Here is a 16,508-nt window from a genome sequence, read left to right as displayed (position 1 = left end):
CGGAGGCCGGGCGTCAATGGGGTCAGGCGAAGCCCGACAGGCCGGGCACGGTCGCGCCACGGCGTCGTCGCCGGGGATCACCTGGAAGGCGGGCACCACCGCGCCGTACGACGAAGGCCCCCTCACCGGCTTTCCGCCGGTCAGGGGGCCTTGCTCACGGGTGGGCGATACTGGGTTCGAACCAGTGACCTCTTCGGTGTGAACGAAGCGCGCTACCACTGCGCCAATCGCCCGGTGCGTGGACGATATTAGCCACAGATCGGGCGGCGGACCAAACCGGCGCCACGGGCACTCAGGGGTCGAGGCGCTCGCGGCAGTTGCGCTCGAACACCTCGCGCGCCGCGCGCGACACCTCGCCCACGGCGACGTCGGCGCCGTCCAGCCAGACGACGGGCTGCACGTTGCGCCCCGACGACGTGAGCGCGAGCTGCGCGCGCCCCTGCGTCACCTCGTCGAGCACCGTGAAGGGCAGCTCGCCCTCCTTCGCCTCGCGCACGGGCAGGCCCTCCTCCGCCGCCCACTCGAGCGTGAGGGCGCGGGTGATCCCGGCCAGGCAGCCCGAGTCGAGGGTGGGGGTGACCAGCTCGCCGTCGCGCTCCACGAAGACGTTGGAGCCGGTGCCCTCGCACAGGTCGCCGACGGTGTTGGGCAGGATCGACTCGTCGCCGCCCTTGCTCACGGCGTCCGCGAGCGCCACGACGTTCTCCGCGTAGGACGTCGTCTTGAGCCCGGCGACGGCGGACCGCTCGTTGCGCGGCCACGGCGACCTCGCGGACCGCGACGTCGGCGCCATCGCGGACTGCTGCGCCGCCACGACGACGGTCTGCGGCGCGTCGACGCGACCGGAGCCGAGCGGGCCGACACCGGCCGTGACGGTGATGCGGAGCCGGCCGTCGAACGCGCCGTCCAGGCGCACGGCCTCGGCCAGCGCGGCCGCGACGCCGTCGCGCACCTTCTGCTCGTCGGGGGCGGCGAGGCCGAGCCCGGTCGCGGAGCGCGCGAGTCGTCGCAGGTGCCGCGTCAGCGCGAACGCCCGACCGTCGAAGACCGTGCAGGTCTCGAAGACCCCGTCCCCGACCGTGATGCCGTGGTCGACGGCGCTCAGCGCGGCCTCCCCCTGCCCGACCAGACGGCCCTCCGCCCAGATCACCAGACTCATGGGGCCAGTGTGCCCGACTTCACGCCCGGACGGCGTCGCCCCGGGCGTTCGAGTTCACCCCCGGTTCACCCCGACCGTTCGTAGCGGCGGCACCACGGCCGACTCACCATCAGAGAACGGGCCGCGACGGTGCGGCCCTCGCACGATCGAGGTGATCGGCATGAGACAGGTGTTTCGCGTGCTCGCGTACGTCGTCGCGGCGGGGGTCGTCGTCCAGGCGGCCGTCATGGTCTACGCCGTCGCCGGGCTGGGACTCTTCATCGACGAGGGCGGGGTGCTGGACCAGGCTGCCATGGAGCAGTCCATGTCCGGGGAGTCCCTGTTCCCCGAGGAGATCGGGCTGATGCTCCACGGGATGACGGGCACCATGATCCTGCCGGTCATCGCCCTGCTGACCTTCGTCGCGTCGTTCTTCGCCGGCGTGCGCGGCGCCTGGCGCTGGGGCCTCGCGATCCTCCTCCTCGTGGCGCTCCAGGTCACGCTCGGCCTCGCGGGGCACAGCGTCCCGTTCCTCGGTGGCCTGCACGGGGTCAACGCCCTGCTGCTCTTCGGCGTCTCCCTGTACACGGGCTGGCGCGTGGCGGCGCGCGACCGGGCCGAGCAGGCGGCAGCCGCGACCGCGACGCCGGGGCTGGCCGCCGGCGGCGTCACGCCCTGACCCGCCGACATGGCGGCCGACCGTTCCCCGGTCCTGCGGCGCGTCGTCGCCGGGTTGGCGGCGGCGGCCGTCCTGGTGCCGCTCCTGCTGCTCTGGCAGACCAGCAGGGCACCGGGCCGGTTCTCCGTCACCGAGACGGGGTCGTTCGAGCGCGGCAGCGGGCCGCGCGTCACGACGCTCGAGGGTCACTCCGGCCATGGCGGCGGGAGCGCCGCGGCCGCCACGAGCGTCGACACGCTGGTGGCGCCGACCGGCCCGGCCGACGTGGCCCTCACGTTCACCGCGCGCGCCGAGCGCGTGGAGCTGGCGCCCGGCACGACGACGGACGCGTACACCGTGAACGGGACGACGCCGGGCCCGACGCTGCGCGCCGTGCAGGGCGACCTCGTCGAGGTGACGTTCGTCAACGAGAGCGTGCCGGGAGGCGCCACGCTGCACTGGCACGGGATCGACGTGCCGAACGCCGCGGACGGCGTCGCCGGCGTCACCCAGGACGCCGTCCCCGTCGGCGGCTCGCACACGTACCGGTTCGTCGCCTCCGACGCCGGAACGTACTGGTACCACTCCCACCAGATCTCGCACGAGCAGGTGCGCAAGGGGCTGCTCGGGGCGGTGGTCGTGGCCCCGGCCCGGGACGCCCGGCCGGCCGGCGGGCGGGAGGTCGCGCGCCTCCTGGAGGACGCCGTCGACGTCCCCGCGCTGGTGCACCGGTACGGGGCGCGGCGCACGGTCCAGGGCGCGACCGGGGACCTGCCCGTCGACGTCCCGCCCGGGACGGCGGCACGCGTCCGGGTGATCAACAGCGACAACGGCGTCCTGCCCGTCTGGGTGGGCGGGGTGCCGTTCCGCCTCCTCGCCGTCGACGGCACCGACGTGCACGACCCGCCCGAGGTCCGTGATCGTGCGGTGGTGGTCCCGGCCGGCGGGCGCGCGGACCTGCTCGTCGTGGCGCCGGACGACGGCTCGGCGGCGCGCGTCGAGCTGGGCGGTGCCTCCGCCGTCGTCGTGGGCCCCGACGGCGCGGCGTCCTCCCCGACGCGGCGCCCGACGGCGACCCTCGACCTGCTCGGCTATGGGACGCCGGCGCCGCTCGGCCTGGACCCGGACGCGGCGGACCGTTCGTTCGACTACGTCATCGGCAGGGCGCCGGGCTTCCTCGACGGGAGGCCGGGCATGCACTGGACGGTGAACGGGCACACCTACCCGGACGTGCCGATGTTCGAGGTCGGCCAGGGCGACGTCGTGCGCATGCGGATCGACAACCGCAGCGGGACGCCGCACCCGATGCACCTGCACGGCCACCACGTCGTCGTGCTGTCCCGCGACGGCGTGGCCGCGAGCGGCAGCCCGTGGTGGACCGACTCCCTCGAGGTGGCCGACGGCGAGGTCTACGACGTCGCGTTCGTCGCGGACAACCCGGGGATCTGGATGGACCACTGCCACAACCTGCCCCACGCCACCGAGGGCCTCGTGGCGCACCTGATGTACGCGGGGGTCACGACGCCGTACCTGCTGGGGCACGCCACCGGCAACGTCCCCGAGTGACGTGCCCGTGACGGCGTCTCAGCGCCGCAGCACCAGGTGCGTCACCTCCGGCGTGACCCGCGCGGACACGATGCGCAGGTCGTGCGTCCCCACGCCCTCGAACAGGCGCACCCCCTCGACGTCGAGCACCACGGGCCCGACGTGCAGCCGCAGCTCGTCGATGAGGTCCGCGGCGAGGAACTGGTTGACGGTCGTCGCCCCGCCGGCCACGGACACGTTCCGCTCGCCGGCCGCATCACGTGCCCGGGCGAGGGCCTCCTGCGGCCCACCGGTCACGAAGTGGAACGTGGTGCCGCCCTCCATCTCGATCGGGTCGCGCTCGTGGTGCGTGAGCACGAAGACGGGCGCGTGGTACGGCGGGTCCTCGCCCCACCAGCCGCGCCAGCCGAGGTCCCACTCCCCGCGCCCGGGGGTGAACATGTTCCGGCCCATGACGAACGCGCCCGCCGCGGTGATCGCGTCGAGCTCCGCCCGGTGGTCGTCCGGGTTGTCGAACATCCACGCGTGCATGATCCGTTCGCCGTCGCCGACACCGTCGCCGAACGGCTGGTCGAGGGACTGGTTCACGCCCGCCGAGATGCCGTCCAGGGAGATACCGAGGTCGCAGGTCACCTGTGTCATGCACGGGAGACGGCGCCGGACGCGGAGACTCATCGGTGCGAAAAGTCATCGGTGCGGAGACTCGACGGGGTCCGGAGACCCGTCGGCGCGGCGGCTCACCCCTCCGACGACGCGAGCCCGACCAGCCGGTCCGCCTTGAGCTCGGTCTCGTCCCACTCGCGCGCGGGGTCGCTCCCCCACGTGATCCCGGCGCCGGTGCCGAACCGCAGGACGCCGCCGCCGGGGGCGTCCTCCCACCAGAAGGTACGGATCCCGACGGCGAGCTCGGCCCGCCCGGCGTCGCCGTCGACCCAACCCACCGCGCCGCAGTAGGGACCGCGGGCCGTCGGCTCGAGCTCGGCGATCAGCCGCAGCGCGGACGACTTGGGCGCCCCCGACACCGATCCCGGCGGGAACGTGGCCTCGAGCGCCCGCGCCCAGCGTCCCGGAGCGTCGCCGAGCAGCTCGCCGCGCACGCGCGACACCAGGTGGACCAGGCCGGGGTGCTCCTCGACGGCCAGCAGGTCGGAGACCTCGACCGTGCCCGGGCGGCAGACGCGCTGCAGGTCGTTGCGCACCAGGTCGGTGATCATCACGTTCTCGGCGCGGTCCTTGGCCGTGAGCCCGGACGGCGTACGCGCGGTGCCCTTGATGGGGCCCGAGGCGAGCGACGCGGCCCCGCCGGCAGCGCCGGCCGAGACGTCGAGGGACAGGTACAGCTCGGGCGAGGCGCTCACGACCCACACCGGGTCGAGGCCGCTCGCCGCGGGCACGTGCACCGCGGCCGCGTACGGGGCGGGGTTGCCGACGGCGAGCCGCGCGGCAAGAGCCGCGGCATCGGGCTCGACGATGTCCCGTCGGGCATCGCCCGACGAGATGCCCGACGGGACGTCCGACGCGGCCAGCGGGGCCGAGAGCACCCGGCACACGTTGACCTGGTAGACGTCGCCGCGCCGTACCCGCTCGCGGACCGTCGCCACGGCTCGGACGTACGCGTCCCGGTCGAGGGAGCTGGTCCATGCCGACGGAGAGGGGCCGCACCAGCGCCCTCCGTCACCCCCCGCCGCCGGAGCAGGGCCCACGTCGGCGAACCGCCAGGCACGGGCCCGACCGCCCGGCCGCGTGACGCCGTCGCGCCCCAGGTCGGCCTCGAAGTCGGCGACGACGAACCACAGCCCCGAGTCGAGCCGTTCCGGCTGCTCGGAGAGATCGACGCACTCGACGGCGCGCGACGCGCGGCGCCCGGCGAACGTGGCCCAGGAGGTCGGATCGTGCACACGAGCACGCTAGTGGGTCCTGCGCGGACACCCCGGCGGAGGCGATTGGACGGACCGCCAGGGGTCCACTAATGTTTGGGGCGCGCCAGAACGGCGGGCACCGCAGGGTGTCCTGGTTCCTGGTCGCGCGGATGTGGCTCAGTTGGTAGAGCATCACCTTGCCAAGGTGAGGGTCGCGGGTTCGAGTCCCGTCATCCGCTCGGAGGCCCACTCTCTGATCGACTCACGATGAGCGTCGGGAGAGCACGTCTCAAGGTGGGTTGGCCGAGAGGCGAGGCAGCGGCCTGCAAAGCCGTATACACGGGTTCGAATCCCGTACCCACCTCGCAGCACGGGCGATTGGCGCAGCGGTAGCGCGCTTCCCTGACACGGAAGAGGTCACTGGTTCGATCCCAGTATCGCCCACCAGCATCACGAAGCCCCGACCGGGTCACCGGTCGGGGTTTCGTCGTTCTCGGGCCACGACCGGGCTCCCTGACGCGCCGTCGACGGCCGGAGGACGGCAGCGTCGCAGGTCACACGGTCGCGATTGGACCAGTGAGCCGAAGGTCGAGTAATGTTCCTCAGGCGCCGGGAGGCCAGGACAGCAGTCCTGAACGACCCGGTCGCGCGGATGTGGCTCAGTTGGTAGAGCATCACCTTGCCAAGGTGAGGGTCGCGGGTTCGAGTCCCGTCATCCGCTCCGAGCTCTGCATCCCCCTCTCGGGGGAGCGCAGCAGCCGCAAGGGCGATTGGCGCAGCGGTAGCGCGCTTCCCTGACACGGAAGAGGTCACTGGTTCGATCCCAGTATCGCCCACCAGAACGAGGCCGTCCCGGTTCGCCCGGGGCGGCCTTTCGCGTTCCTCCCCCACGGGTCCGCTCGCCGCCGGGTGTCGCCCTCGTCACCCCCGCGGCGTAGCGTCGAGACCATGTGCCGCAACATCACGACCCTGCGGGGGCTCGAGCCGCCCGCCACCGACGAGGAGATCAGGGCCGCCGCGGAGCAGTTCGTCCGCAAGGTGACGGGCGTCCAGCGCTCGGCGAGCGCGGCCACCCGTGAGCCGTGCGAGCAGGCCACCGCGGAGATCGCGGAGATCGTCACCCGCCTGCTCGGCGAGCTCCCCGAGCGTCGGCAGCCGCCGAAGACCGTGCCGCCGCTGCGCCGCGAGGAGGTGCAGGCGCGCATCGCCGCGCGGCAGGCCGCGCGCGAGGAGCACGAGCGGATGCACGAGCTCGGGATCGCCCACACGCACTAGGCTCGCCCGCGTGGATCAGCCCTTCCCCGCACCCGTCGACGAGGCCCTCGTCGACGCACCGCCGACCGCGCCCGACCCGGTCTCCGCGACGATGCACCGCGCCAAGGCGCACGCCCGGGCGTCGCACGTCACGGTGGGACAGGTCCGGCACGGCCACGGCGGCGCCGTGGAGATCGACTGCTCGTGCGGGATGGTCCTCACCAACGGGCCGGACTGGTCCCTCGACGAGCACATCCGGCTGCACCGCGCCGAGGCGCGCTACGTCGCCCTGAGCCGCGTCGCCCCCGCCGGGATGCCGCGACTGGTCCCCGTGGGCACGGACCGGCTCCCCCGCTGACGCCACGCGCCGTCGGGGTCGACGTCGACGCTCAGGATCACGTCACGGGGTCAGAGCTCGTCCGGGTCATCCCAGGAGACTCCGCTCGAGGCGCCTTCGATGGGGCCGAGCTCCGCCGCGGAGAGCGACGCCGGCGCCTTTGCCGCGTCACCCCCGGACCTGGCGTCCCGGTCTCGATCGTCCAGCGGGCGCCGCCGGGGTGCCAGCCTGGCCTGCGAGGCGATCGACTCGTCCAACCTGTCCACCGGCACCGTGGGTCGGGTGCCTGTGCCATCCGTGCTCATGGCCAAGGTCTAGCAGCCGGCGGGTTGCCGCGCCCGCGCTTGGCACACTATTTAGTCGCCCAGGCCCCGGGGCAGCACGTCCTGGACGAGTCCCGGACGACGGCCGGACGGTCGCTGCGCGCCACCGTCGCCCGCAGCATCCGGCACCTGGACGCGAGGCCGCGAAGGTTGCCCCTGGTGGCTAGAGTGTCCGCCGTGACCGCTGCCGATGCAGGCCTCGCCGACAGGGCGGCACCCGGAACCCCGCCACCGCTCCCCGGGATGCGCGAGCGGTGGCCGGGGCCCCGCCCCCTGCTGTGGGCGCCGCGGGCCCACACCGTCGAGGTCGTGCTGCCGGCGTCCGGCTCCCGTCTCCCCCTCCGCCTCGTCGGCGCCCACGAGCCCGGGTACTGGCGCGCTGACGCCGAGCTCGCGCCGGGCACCGACTACCTCTTCTCGGTCGACGGCGGACCGCCCGTGCCGGACCCCTGCAGCACCTGGCTGCCGTGCGGCGTCCACGGCGCGTCGCGCGTGCTGGACCAGGAGTTCGCCTGGACGGACGGCGCCTGGCGGGGCGCAGACCTCGACGCCGGCGCGCTGCTGCGCGTCGACCTCCCCACGTTCACCGCGGCCGGCACGCTCGACGCCGCCGCCGACCTCCTGGAGGACGTCGCCGCGACCGGCGTCGTGGGGGTCGAGCTCTCCCCCGTCGCCGCGTACGACCCCGAGCGCGGCCCAGCCGCCGGCGTCCGGCTGTTCGCCGTGCACGAGCCGCTCGGCGGCCCCGGCGCGCTCCACCGGTTCGTCGACCGCGCGCACCGCTGCGGGCTCGCCGTCGTCCTGGACGCCCCCCACCGGTGGGCCGTCGCCGACGACCTCGGCCTGCACGCCTTCGGCCCCTACGCCACCGGCTCACGGATCGGGCCGCGCACGGGAGCCCGGCCCGGCCCGCCCGGCTCCGACAGCCCGCGGATCAACCTCGACGGCAGCGGGAGCCGCGGCCCGCGTGACTTCCTCGTGGCCGACGCCGAGCGCTGGCTGCGCGACTTCCACGTGGACGGCCTGCTGCTCGACGTCGAGGCGCTCGTGGACCGCTCGGCGGTGCCGTTCCTCGGGGAGCTCGCGGAGGACGTGCACCACCTCGGCGAGCAGCTCGGCCGCCGGCTCCACCTCCTCGTCGACGGGCCGGGGCGCAGCGACCGGCTCACCACCGTCGTGCACCACATCCTCGCGGCGCCGGGCGACGCCGATCCCGTCCAGGACCTGCGCCGGCTCGCGCACGAGGTCTTCCCCCCGACGACGGCCCCGTGGCGTCCGCCGAGCCTGCGCCGGGCGCACCGCGCCACGCAGCGGGCCTCCGCGGTGCTCGTGCGCGACCTCACGCGGCTGCCCGCCGCCAACCGCTCCGTCCCGTGGACGCCCGACGCGGGCGACGCCTACCGGGAGGCCCCGGGCGTGACCGACGACGACCGGGCCTGCCTGCTGACGTTCGCGATCCTCGCGGGGACGCCACCGGTGCTCGACACGGAGCACGTGCCGGTGCCCGCGCGGGACGACCGGGCACGGCGCCTCGTGGACTGGACCCGGAGGCTGGTGGCGTTGCGCCCCGCCGCGTCGGCGGACCGCGACCTGCCCGTGGAGGTGCGGACCGCGGGGACCTCGCTCGTCGGTCGCCGGGGCCGCACCGCCGTCGCCCTCGTCACCGGCACGGAGCCGGCGGACGTGGACGTCTCGTCGCTCCCGGCCGACATGAAGGTCGTGGCCGCCTGGGACCCGGAGGGGACCACCCTGGCGGACGGCGTCCTGCGGATCCCGCCCCGTGCCCCCGCCGTGCTGCACTCCGGCCCCGTCGAGCCGTAGCCTCCACGGCTCGCCGCGGGCGGGCCTCACGCCGTCAGGCGGCGGCCTTCCTCCGCGAGGGCCCCGAGACGCGACAGCGCCCGGAAGTACTTCTTGCGGTAACCCCCGCGCAGCATCTCCTCGGAGAACAGGTGCTGCGCACCGTCACCGGAGAGGAGCACGGGCACGTCGCGGTCGTACAGGCGGTCGACGAGGACCACGAGCCGCAGGGCCACCTCCTGCCGCTGCACGGGCCGCACGCCGGTGAGCGCCACCAGCTCCACGCCGTCGAGCAGGGCGCCGTACCGGCTCGGGTGGACGGTCGCGAGGTGCGCGAGCAGCCCGTCGAACTCGTCGAGGACCGCACCCGGACGCCCGGCGGCCGCGCGCTCCACGACGTCGGCCGGGATCGGGGCCGCCTCGGTCACGACGGCGCGGTGGCGGTAGTCCTCGCCGTCGACGCGCAGCACCTCGAAGCGCGACGAGAGCGCCTGGATCTCGCGCAGGAAGTCCTCGGCCGCGAAGCGGCCCTCGCCCAGCGCCTCGGGCAGCGTGTTCGACGTCGCGGCGAGGGCGACGTCGCGGTCCGCGAGCTCGCGCAGCAGGCGCGACATCAGCACCGTGTCGCCGGGGTCGTCGAGCTCGAACTCGTCGATGCAGACCAGACGGCGCGTGGCGAGCGCCTCGACCGTCGGCAGGAAGCCCAGCGCCCCCACGAGGTTCGTGTACTCGACGAACGTGCCGTATGCGACCGCCCCCTCGCCCACGGCCGCCGTGACCTCGTGGGCCAGCGAGGTGAGCAGGTGCGTCTTGCCGACGCCGAAGCCGCCGTCCATGTACACGGCGGGCACCGCCCGACGTCGCCCGAACAGCGCCTTCAGCCCCGACGACCGCGGCGCGGCGATCTCGCGCGCGACCTCCTGCAGCCGGGCGGGCACCGTCGTCTGGCTCGGGTGGGCGGGGTCGGCCCGGTAGGTGGAGAAACGTGCCTGGGCGAAGTGGCGCGGCGGCACGAGGTCGGCGAGCAGCCGATCCGGGGAGACCGTCGGACGCACCGCCGACAGGGACGGCACCGCGCCGTCGTGCGCGGGGGGCGTCGCGCCCGCGTCGATGCCCGGGCCCGTACCCGTGTCCTGGTCCTGGTCCTGGTCCTCGTCCTGCGTGAGCGTCACGACCGTCAAGGCTACGCCGCGTCAGTACGCTGGCCGCTGTGAGATCTGCCACGACGCCGCTCGACCTGCTCGTCCCGGCACCGGAGCACCTGCCCCCCGACCCGACCGAGCACCGCCTCCGTGCGCTGTACGACGAGGGCACCGGGTCCGGCAGGTGGCTGCGGGCCAACTTCGTCAGCACGGTCGACGGCGGCGCGTGGGGCCCGGACCACCTGTCCGGCTCGATCAACGACGACGCGGACTGGCGCGCGTTCCGTGTCCTGCGTGCCGCGGCCGACGTCGTGCTCGTCGGTGCGGGCACGGCCCGCCACGAGGGCTACACGGCGCTCGACCGGCCGCAGGGCCTTCCCACGACGGGCGACCGACCCCTCGAGCTCGCGCTCGTCACGCGCTCCGGCCGGGTGCCGCAGCAGCTCGCCGACGGCGACCGGCCGCCGCTCGTCCTCACCGGCGCGGCGGGCGCGCGGACGGCGAGCCGGATGGTCCCCGCCGACCGGGTGCTCGCGGTGGCGTCGGCGGGCGACCCCGACGAGGTGGACCTGCGTGCCGGTCTCGCGGCCCTGGCCGACCGAGGGCTGCGCCGCGTCCTGTGCGAGGGCGGCCCGACGCTGCTCGCCGCCATGCTCGCGGACGACCTGGTCGACGAGCTGTGCGTCACGACCAGCCCGTGCCTCGTCGGGCCGGGCCCCTCCCGCATCGTGGCCGCCTCCCCCGCCGGGTCCCCCGGCGAGGGGCCGCGCCCGGCCGGGATCCCGGCGTCGCCGGCCACGCCCGCCCGCCTCACGCACCTGCTGCACGCGCCGGGCTCCGGCACGCTGCTGGCGCGCTGGCTCCTGCGCTGAGCCCGGTCCCGGGAGCCCCGTGGAGAGGCGCGCGTCACGTCCCGCCCCGCGCCGGCCCGCTGGCCTCGCATCCACGGCCCCGGGTGGCTACGGTGCTGGCATGCCGACGACCGTCGTCCTCACCGAGGACGCCCTCACCGACGCCGACGTGGCGCACATCCTGTCCCTGCACGACGAGCAGGCCGAGCGCTACCGCGTGCTCGTCCCCTCGGACACCGACCGCAACGTGGTCGCCGCGATCATCGACCACCTGTGGGTGGGCGAGCTGCGCGAGGCCGGCCAGGACCTCGTGGGCAAGGAGCCCACGCCCGAGCAGGCGAAGGTGACCGCCGCCGAGCGCCTCGAGCGGTCGCTCGCGGCGCTGCGGGCGGCCGGAGCCACCGCCGAGGGCACGGTGACCGAGGAGGACCCGCTGCCCGCGCTGAGCGCCGCCGTCGAGGCCCAGGGCGGCCCGGACGGCGTGGACGACGTGGTCGTCGTGACCTACCCCCACGTCGTCGCGGACACCTTCCGCTCCGACTGGGCGTCGCGCGCCCGCGAGCTCCTGCAGGTCCCCGTGCTGCACCTGTACGCCGGCACCAGCGAGATCGGCGACTGAGCCCGGTCCCCGAGACCCCCTGGCACGCGCGAGGGCCCCGTCCGGCGGACGGGGCCCTCGTGCGTGGCGCTGGGGTCGTGCGGTGCGGGATCAGCGCACGCGGTGGCCCGTCCCGGTGATCGTCGCGCGCACCAGCTCGTCCATGGAGTCGAGGAAGGGCTCCTCGTCGAGCAGGTGATGGTCGACCGCGGCGACGGAGAGCTCGGTGCAGCCGAGCACGACGACGGACGCGCCGCGCTCCACGAGCCGGGCCGCCACCCCGCGCAGGGCGTCGGGGTCGGCCGGCCGGCCGGCCTTGACCTGGTCGTAGATCACCGTGCTGACGACGTCCTGGTCGGCGGCGTCGGGGACGACGACGTCGACCCCGTGGGCGGCGAACGCGTCGTCGTACACCTTCGACGCGACCGTCCCCGCCGTGGCCAGCAGGCCGACGCGCCCCAGGCCGGGCACCCGCGCACGCGCCGCCGCGACCGTCACGTCGATGATCGAGACGAACGGCACGGTGACCGCGTCCAGCACCTGCTGGGTGAAGTAGTGCGCGGTGTTGCAGGGCATGACGAGGAACTGCACGCCGAAGTCCTGCAGGCGCCGGGCGTCCCGCGCGAGCACGGGTCCCGGGTCGGCGGGCGACCGGCCGAGCACGAAATCCGTGCGGTCCGGGATCGTCGCGTGGTTGAGCACGACGAGGTCCACGTGGTCCTGGTCGCGCTCGGCGTCGGTGCGCTGCACCACCCGCTGCAGGAAGTAGGCGGTGGCCAGCGGGCCCACGCCCCCGATGACGCCGACGGGCCGGTCCTCGACCGTCCCGCCGGCGTCACCGGCGCCGTGCTCGACCTCGGCGGTCACGCGCCCTCCCGCGCGCCCTGCGGCGCGGCCGGCCCGGTCCACGCCAGGGCCCGCGACTGCGCCACCGGGTAGTGCCGGGCGTACTTGCGGTACTGGTTGAGCTGCGACACCAGCAGGTAGGCGACCCGGCGCGGGTCCCACTCCTTGCGGTACCAGAGCGGGTTGGACGCCCGCCGGGTCAGCTGCAGGCGGCGCGTGCGGGTCCGGGTCCCCGGGTCCGCGACGTACCGGCGCAGCAGGGTGCCGGGGAGCACCGTGTACAGGTGCTCGGTGGTGACCTCACCGTCGCCGGACAGCGGGACGTCGGGCCCCAGCACGGCGCGCGGGTCGGGGTCGAGGCCGCGCAGGTGCTCGTGCACGTAGAACTTCACCGGGTTCGCGCCCGTCGACGTGACGTAGTAGTTCGAGCGGCCCAGGCGCGGGTTGAGCTCGAAGAACACGTACCGCCCGTCGCGCGGGTCGTACTTGAGGTCGAAGTTCGCGACGCCGGTCCAGCCGACGTGCTCGAGCAGCCGGCGCGCCTGCTCCACGACCTCGGGCTGGGTGCCCGTGACGATCGCGGCCGGGTTGCCGAGCGCGCCCGGCGCGTGCTCCTCCAGCAGCACGTGCCCGAAGGAGGAGAACCGCACCTTGCCCTGGGCGTCGCTGTAGCAGGTGAGGATCCGCATGCCGGAGTCGTCCCCCGGGATGTAGTCCTGCACGACGAACGAGCCGACGTACCCGGCGTCCTTCACCCGACCGAGCAGGTCGAGCAGCTCGGCGCGCGTGTCCACGAGGAAGACCTTCTTCTTCCCGGCGAACTCGACGTCGTGGTAGGCCGCCGTGCTGGCCGCCTTCGCGATCACCGGGAACGTCAGGCCGCCGGTGTCCGGCTCGGTGCCCGACGCGACGTCGTGCACGACCGTCGTCGGGTGCGCGAGGCCGAGCTCGGCGCACAGGGCACCGAACTCCTCCTTGTCGGTGAGCCGCAGCAGCAGCTCCTCGCCCACGTAGGGCACCAGGTAGCGGTCCTCCAGGCGGTCGCGGTGCTGCACCAGCATCCGCACGAGCCAGTCGGCCGAGCCCACGACGACCAGGTCGGCGTCGGTGTGCTCGTCGGCGATACGACGCAGGCGCGCCACGATCGCCTCGGGGTCGTCGATCTGCGGCTCGGCCACGTGGGTGAGGATGCGCGAGTGCCGCACCAGGCCCGTGGAGGCGCCGGACACGACCACGGACCGCACGCCGTACGCCTCGTGGAACGCCCGGGCCAGGCTGTACGCGCCGATGTCGCCGCCCAGGACGACGGGCTGCAGCCGCCGCTGCGGGGTCTGCGTCACGATGCCTCCTTCGTCGCGGCGCCGCCGGTCGACGTGCCGGCCGGTGCCCCGGCCGCCGTGTTCGCCGCGTAGTTCCGGCGCAGCGCCTCCAGCGGGTAGAACTGCCGGTACTTGCGCACGTGGTTGAGCATCGCCGTGAGCACGTACAGCCGACGGCGCGGCGACGCGTCGGCCTTGTAGCGCAGCGGGTGCACGGTGCGGCCCGAGCGCTGCAACCGCACGACGCGGGCGTGCAGCTCCGGGTCCAGCACGTACGAGCGCAGCAGGCGCTTCGGCACGACGGAGTACAGCACCTCGCGGTCGGCCGTCACCGGCTCGCGGCGCACGGCGTGCACGACGTCGTCCACCAGGGCCTCGGTCGGGTTCTGCCCGCCCGCGGTGAGGTAGTAGTTGTTCCGCCCGATGCGCGGGTTCTGCTCGAAGAACTTGAACACGCCGTCGCGCGGGTCGAGCTTGACGTCGAAGTTCGCGAACCCGCGCCAGCCCGTGTGCTCGAGGATCCGCTGGGCGGCGTCGAGGATCTCGGCGATCGGCTCGACGATCATCGCCGACGGGTTGCCCCGGGCGGCCGGCGTGCGCTCCTCCAGGAGCACCTGCGCCGAGGAGCGCAGCGTGACCCGCCCGCTCGTGTCGGCGTACGCCGTGACCGACCGCATGCGGGTGTCGTCGCCGGGGATGTTCTCCTGCACGAGGAACCGGCCGCGGAAGCCCGCCTCGCGCAGCGAGATCATCAGCCGGTCCAGCTCGGCCGGCGTCGCGATCTCGTAGATCTTCTTCTTCCCCGCGAACTGCACGTCGTGGTAGTCGGCGCTGCTCGCGGGCTTGGCGATGACCGGGAAGTCGAAGCCGACCGGAAGCGGCTCCCAGCCGGGCTCGGCCGCGCGGGCGAAGTCCTGGATGACGGTGGCGGGCGTCGGGATCCCGAGCTCGGCGCACACCTCCTGGAACTCCGCCTTGTCGGAGATCCGGTCGATGAGCGCGGCGTCCGCGAACGGCACCACGTACCCCGCGGCCTCGAGCTCCCCGCGGTGGTGCACGAGCACGCGCACCACCCAGTCCATGTTGGTGAGGAGCACGAGCGCGCGACCGGGGGCCGCCAGGCGGCCCGCCACGTCCTGGAGCGCCGCGACGATCTGCTCGGGCGCGGTGCCGGACAGCTCGGTGTCGATGATCTGCGAGTGCGCGATCGGGCCCGGTTCCGCGAAGGCGACGACGGTGGTGCGCACGCCGTAGCGCTCGTGGAACGAGCGGGCGAGCGCGTACACCCCGATGTCCGACCCGACGATGACGGGCTGGAACCCGGGGCCGGTCTCGGTGCTGGTGGTGCTCACGGGTGCGCTCATGCCTCCTGCTCGGAGCGGTCGGCCGACCACTCGGTGTGGAAGGTGCCCTCGCGATCGGTGCGGCGGTAGGTGTGCGCCCCGAAGAAGTCGCGCTGCGCCTGGATGAGCGCGGCGGGCAGCCGCTCGGCCCGCACGCCGTCGTAGTAGGCGAGGGACGACGAGAACGCCGGCGTGGGCACCCCGTTGAGGGCGGCCTGCGACACGACGCGGCGCCAGGCGGCGAGGCCGTTGCCGACGGCGTTCGTGAAGTACTCGTCCGCGAGCAGCAGCGGCAGCGCCGCGTCGCGCTCGTACGCCTCGGTGATGCGGTTGAGGAAGCGCGCGCGGATGATGCAGCCGCCGCGCCAGATGCGGGCCATCGCGCCGCGGTCGATGTCCCAGCCGTACTCGGCGGAGGCGGCGGCGATCTGGTCGAAGCCCTGGCTGTACGCGACGACCTTCGACGCGTACAGCGCGAGGCGCACGTCCTCGATGAAGGCGTCGCGGTCCGCGATCTCCCAGGTGCCCGCGTCGGCGGGCAGCGCGGCACGGCCGGCCTCCCGCTGCGGCACGGAGCCGGACAGGGCGCGGGCGAACGTCGCCTCGGCGATGCCCGTGATCGGGACGCCCAGGTCGAGGCCGTTCTGCACCGTCCAGCGGCCGGTGCCCTTCTGCTCGGCCTGGTCGAGCACGACGTCGACGAACGCGCTGCCGGTCGCGGCGTCCACGTGCTGCAGCACGTCCGCCGTGATCTCGATGAGGAAGGACTCGAGGTCGCCGGTGTTCCACTCGGCGAAGATCTGGCCGATCTCGGCCGCCGACGCGCCCAGGCCCTGCTTGAGCAGGTCGTAGGCCTCGGCGATGAGCTGCATGTCGGCGTACTCGATGCCGTTGTGCACCATCTTGACGAAGTGGCCGGCGCCGTCCGGGCCGACGTAGGTGCAGCAGGGCGTGCCGTCGACCTTCGCGGAGATGTCCTCGAGGATCGGGCCGAGGCTCGCGTAGGACTCGCGGGTGCCGCCCGGCATGATCGACGGGCCGTTGAGCGCACCCTCCTCGCCGCCGGAGACGCCGGTCCCCACGAAGTGCAGGCCCTTCGCGCTGAGGTCCTTCTCGCGGCGGATGGTGTCGGGGAAGTGCGCGTTGCCGGCGTCGACGACGATGTCGCCCTCCTCCAGCAGCGGCACGAGCTCGTCGATGACGGCGTCCGTCGCGGCGCCCGCCTTGACCATGATGACGACCTTGCGGGGCCGCTCGAGGGAGGCGACGAAGTCGGCCATCGACTCGGACGGGACGAAGTCGCCCTCGTGCCCGGCGTCGGCGATCAGCGACTGGGTCTTGGCGTACGACCGGTTGTGCACCGCCACCGTGTAGCCGTGCCGCGCGAAGTTGCGGGCGAGGTTGCGGCCCATCACCGCAAGGCCGGTCACGCCGATCTGGGCACGAGCTGTCATCGTTTCCCTGCTTCCGTCGGTTCTCGGTTCGGGTCGGGCGG

The 16,508-nt window shown here is 74.2% G+C and carries 15 protein-coding genes and 6 tRNA genes; 12 read left to right on the top strand and 9 right to left on the bottom strand.

Annotated features, from left to right (window positions below):
- Positions 1-161: 161 nt before the first annotated feature.
- Together ACFVS0_RS01555 and ACFVS0_RS01550 are read right to left on the bottom strand one after the other, a co-directional pair.
- Positions 162-233 (bottom strand) — tRNA-Val (locus ACFVS0_RS01555).
- A gap of 59 nt (positions 234-292) precedes the next feature.
- Positions 293-1,159, bottom strand: a complete 867-nt coding sequence (locus ACFVS0_RS01550; protein ID WP_430586960.1) for an aminotransferase class IV — start codon at positions 1,157-1,159, stop codon at positions 293-295.
- 160 nt (positions 1,160-1,319) lie between these two features.
- On the opposite strand from ACFVS0_RS01550, the gene ACFVS0_RS01545 reads away from it, so the two are divergent.
- Together ACFVS0_RS01545 and ACFVS0_RS01540 are read left to right on the top strand one after the other, a co-directional pair.
- Positions 1,320-1,817: a hypothetical protein gene (locus ACFVS0_RS01545; protein WP_430586959.1), complete on the top strand. Its 498-nt coding sequence runs from the start codon at positions 1,320-1,322 to the stop codon at positions 1,815-1,817.
- A gap of 9 nt (positions 1,818-1,826) precedes the next feature.
- Positions 1,827-3,362: a multicopper oxidase family protein gene (locus ACFVS0_RS01540; protein WP_430586958.1), complete on the top strand. Its 1,536-nt coding sequence runs from the start codon at positions 1,827-1,829 to the stop codon at positions 3,360-3,362.
- A gap of 18 nt (positions 3,363-3,380) precedes the next feature.
- Here ACFVS0_RS01540 and ACFVS0_RS01535 read toward each other — a convergent pair whose 3' ends face one another.
- Positions 3,381-3,983, bottom strand: coding sequence for a dihydrofolate reductase family protein (locus ACFVS0_RS01535; RefSeq protein ID WP_430551132.1), 603 nt, complete (start codon positions 3,981-3,983; stop codon positions 3,381-3,383).
- Between the two features lie 95 nt (positions 3,984-4,078).
- Positions 4,079-5,239, bottom strand: coding sequence for a chorismate-binding protein (locus tag ACFVS0_RS01530; RefSeq protein ID WP_430586957.1), 1,161 nt, complete (start codon positions 5,237-5,239; stop codon positions 4,079-4,081).
- Between the two features lie 127 nt (positions 5,240-5,366).
- Here ACFVS0_RS01530 and ACFVS0_RS01525 point away from each other — a divergent pair.
- The 8 genes from ACFVS0_RS01525 to ACFVS0_RS01490 all read left to right on the top strand — a co-directional run bounded on the left by ACFVS0_RS01525 (position 5,367) and on the right by ACFVS0_RS01490 (position 8,935).
- Positions 5,367-5,439 (top strand) — tRNA-Gly (locus ACFVS0_RS01525).
- Positions 5,440-5,493: 54 nt separating this feature from the next.
- Positions 5,494-5,564: transfer RNA gene (locus ACFVS0_RS01520), tRNA-Cys, on the top strand.
- 8 nt (positions 5,565-5,572) lie between these two features.
- Positions 5,573-5,647 (top strand) — tRNA-Val (locus ACFVS0_RS01515).
- Positions 5,648-5,848: 201 nt separating this feature from the next.
- Positions 5,849-5,921: transfer RNA gene (locus ACFVS0_RS01510), tRNA-Gly, on the top strand.
- A gap of 43 nt (positions 5,922-5,964) precedes the next feature.
- Positions 5,965-6,039: transfer RNA gene (locus ACFVS0_RS01505), tRNA-Val, on the top strand.
- 109 nt (positions 6,040-6,148) lie between these two features.
- Positions 6,149-6,475 carry a DUF2277 domain-containing protein gene (locus ACFVS0_RS01500; RefSeq protein ID WP_429729700.1) on the top strand — a complete coding sequence of 109 codons (327 nt, stop codon included), beginning with the start codon at positions 6,149-6,151 and terminating at the stop codon, positions 6,473-6,475.
- Between the two features lie 10 nt (positions 6,476-6,485).
- Complete coding sequence (locus tag ACFVS0_RS01495) at positions 6,486-6,812, top strand: hypothetical protein (protein ID WP_430586956.1); 327 nt, start codon at positions 6,486-6,488, stop codon at positions 6,810-6,812.
- A 479-nt stretch (positions 6,813-7,291) separates the two neighbouring features.
- A complete protein-coding gene (locus ACFVS0_RS01490; protein WP_430586955.1) occupies positions 7,292-8,935 on the top strand; it encodes a hypothetical protein in 1,644 nt (547 codons plus the stop codon).
- A 26-nt stretch (positions 8,936-8,961) separates the two neighbouring features.
- Here ACFVS0_RS01490 and zapE read toward each other — a convergent pair whose 3' ends face one another.
- Entirely contained in the window at positions 8,962-10,026 is a 1,065-nt protein-coding gene (gene zapE, locus ACFVS0_RS01485) for a cell division protein ZapE (RefSeq protein WP_430587131.1), read from the bottom strand.
- Between the two features lie 98 nt (positions 10,027-10,124).
- Between zapE and ACFVS0_RS01480 the strand changes: the two genes are divergently transcribed.
- Both ACFVS0_RS01480 and ACFVS0_RS01475 read left to right on the top strand, forming a co-directional pair.
- Positions 10,125-10,928 carry a dihydrofolate reductase family protein gene (locus ACFVS0_RS01480; RefSeq protein WP_430562313.1) on the top strand — a complete coding sequence of 268 codons (804 nt, stop codon included), beginning with the start codon at positions 10,125-10,127 and terminating at the stop codon, positions 10,926-10,928.
- A 100-nt stretch (positions 10,929-11,028) separates the two neighbouring features.
- A complete protein-coding gene (locus tag ACFVS0_RS01475) occupies positions 11,029-11,526 on the top strand; it encodes a hypothetical protein (RefSeq protein ID WP_430551127.1) in 498 nt (165 codons plus the stop codon).
- Positions 11,527-11,616: 90 nt separating this feature from the next.
- Here the strand turns inward: ACFVS0_RS01475 and ACFVS0_RS01470 are convergent, their stop codons facing one another.
- From ACFVS0_RS01470 to gndA, 4 genes are read right to left on the bottom strand one after another with little or no spacing between them, the layout of a single operon-like run.
- Positions 11,617-12,372 carry an aspartate/glutamate racemase family protein gene (locus ACFVS0_RS01470; RefSeq protein ID WP_430586954.1) on the bottom strand — a complete coding sequence of 252 codons (756 nt, stop codon included), beginning with the start codon at positions 12,370-12,372 and terminating at the stop codon, positions 11,617-11,619.
- Positions 12,369-13,691, bottom strand: coding sequence for a carboxylate--amine ligase (locus ACFVS0_RS01465; protein WP_430586953.1), 1,323 nt, complete (start codon positions 13,689-13,691; stop codon positions 12,369-12,371). The genes ACFVS0_RS01470 and ACFVS0_RS01465 overlap by 4 nt, the downstream gene beginning before the upstream one ends.
- Complete coding sequence (locus ACFVS0_RS01460; protein ID WP_430586952.1) at positions 13,688-15,034, bottom strand: hypothetical protein; 1,347 nt, start codon at positions 15,032-15,034, stop codon at positions 13,688-13,690. The genes ACFVS0_RS01465 and ACFVS0_RS01460 overlap by 4 nt, the downstream gene beginning before the upstream one ends.
- On the bottom strand, positions 15,031-16,467 hold the full coding sequence (gene gndA, locus ACFVS0_RS01455; protein ID WP_429763709.1) for an NADP-dependent phosphogluconate dehydrogenase: 1,437 nt from the start codon (positions 16,465-16,467) through the stop codon (positions 15,031-15,033). The genes ACFVS0_RS01460 and gndA overlap by 4 nt, the downstream gene beginning before the upstream one ends.
- Positions 16,468-16,508: the final 41 nt, after the last annotated feature.

Origin of the sequence: Isoptericola sp. NPDC058082, from assembly GCF_042885055.1 — a bacterium.
In the GTDB taxonomy this organism is placed as follows: domain Bacteria; phylum Actinomycetota; class Actinomycetes; order Actinomycetales; family Cellulomonadaceae; genus Isoptericola.
Note: the sequence above shows the minus strand (reverse complement) of the source record. Positions and strands in the feature narration are given on the sequence as shown.

Bases quoted from the DNA above. Each gene is read 5' to 3' on its own strand.
- ACFVS0_RS01460 (WP_430586952.1), bottom strand. From the start codon at position 15,034: ATGAGCGCACCCGTGAGCACCACCAGCACCGAGACCGGCCCCGGGTTC.
- ACFVS0_RS01500 (WP_429729700.1), top strand. From the start codon at position 6,149: ATGTGCCGCAACATCACGACCCTGCGGGGGCTCGAGCCGCCCGCCACC.
- gndA (WP_429763709.1), bottom strand. From the start codon at position 16,467: ATGACAGCTCGTGCCCAGATCGGCGTGACCGGCCTTGCGGTGATGGGC.
- ACFVS0_RS01535 (WP_430551132.1), bottom strand. From the start codon at position 3,983: ATGACACAGGTGACCTGCGACCTCGGTATCTCCCTGGACGGCATCTCG.
- ACFVS0_RS01550 (WP_430586960.1), bottom strand. From the start codon at position 1,159: ATGAGTCTGGTGATCTGGGCGGAGGGCCGTCTGGTCGGGCAGGGGGAG.
- ACFVS0_RS01540 (WP_430586958.1), top strand. From the start codon at position 1,827: ATGGCGGCCGACCGTTCCCCGGTCCTGCGGCGCGTCGTCGCCGGGTTG.
- ACFVS0_RS01475 (WP_430551127.1), top strand. From the start codon at position 11,029: ATGCCGACGACCGTCGTCCTCACCGAGGACGCCCTCACCGACGCCGAC.
- ACFVS0_RS01545 (WP_430586959.1), top strand. From the start codon at position 1,320: ATGAGACAGGTGTTTCGCGTGCTCGCGTACGTCGTCGCGGCGGGGGTC.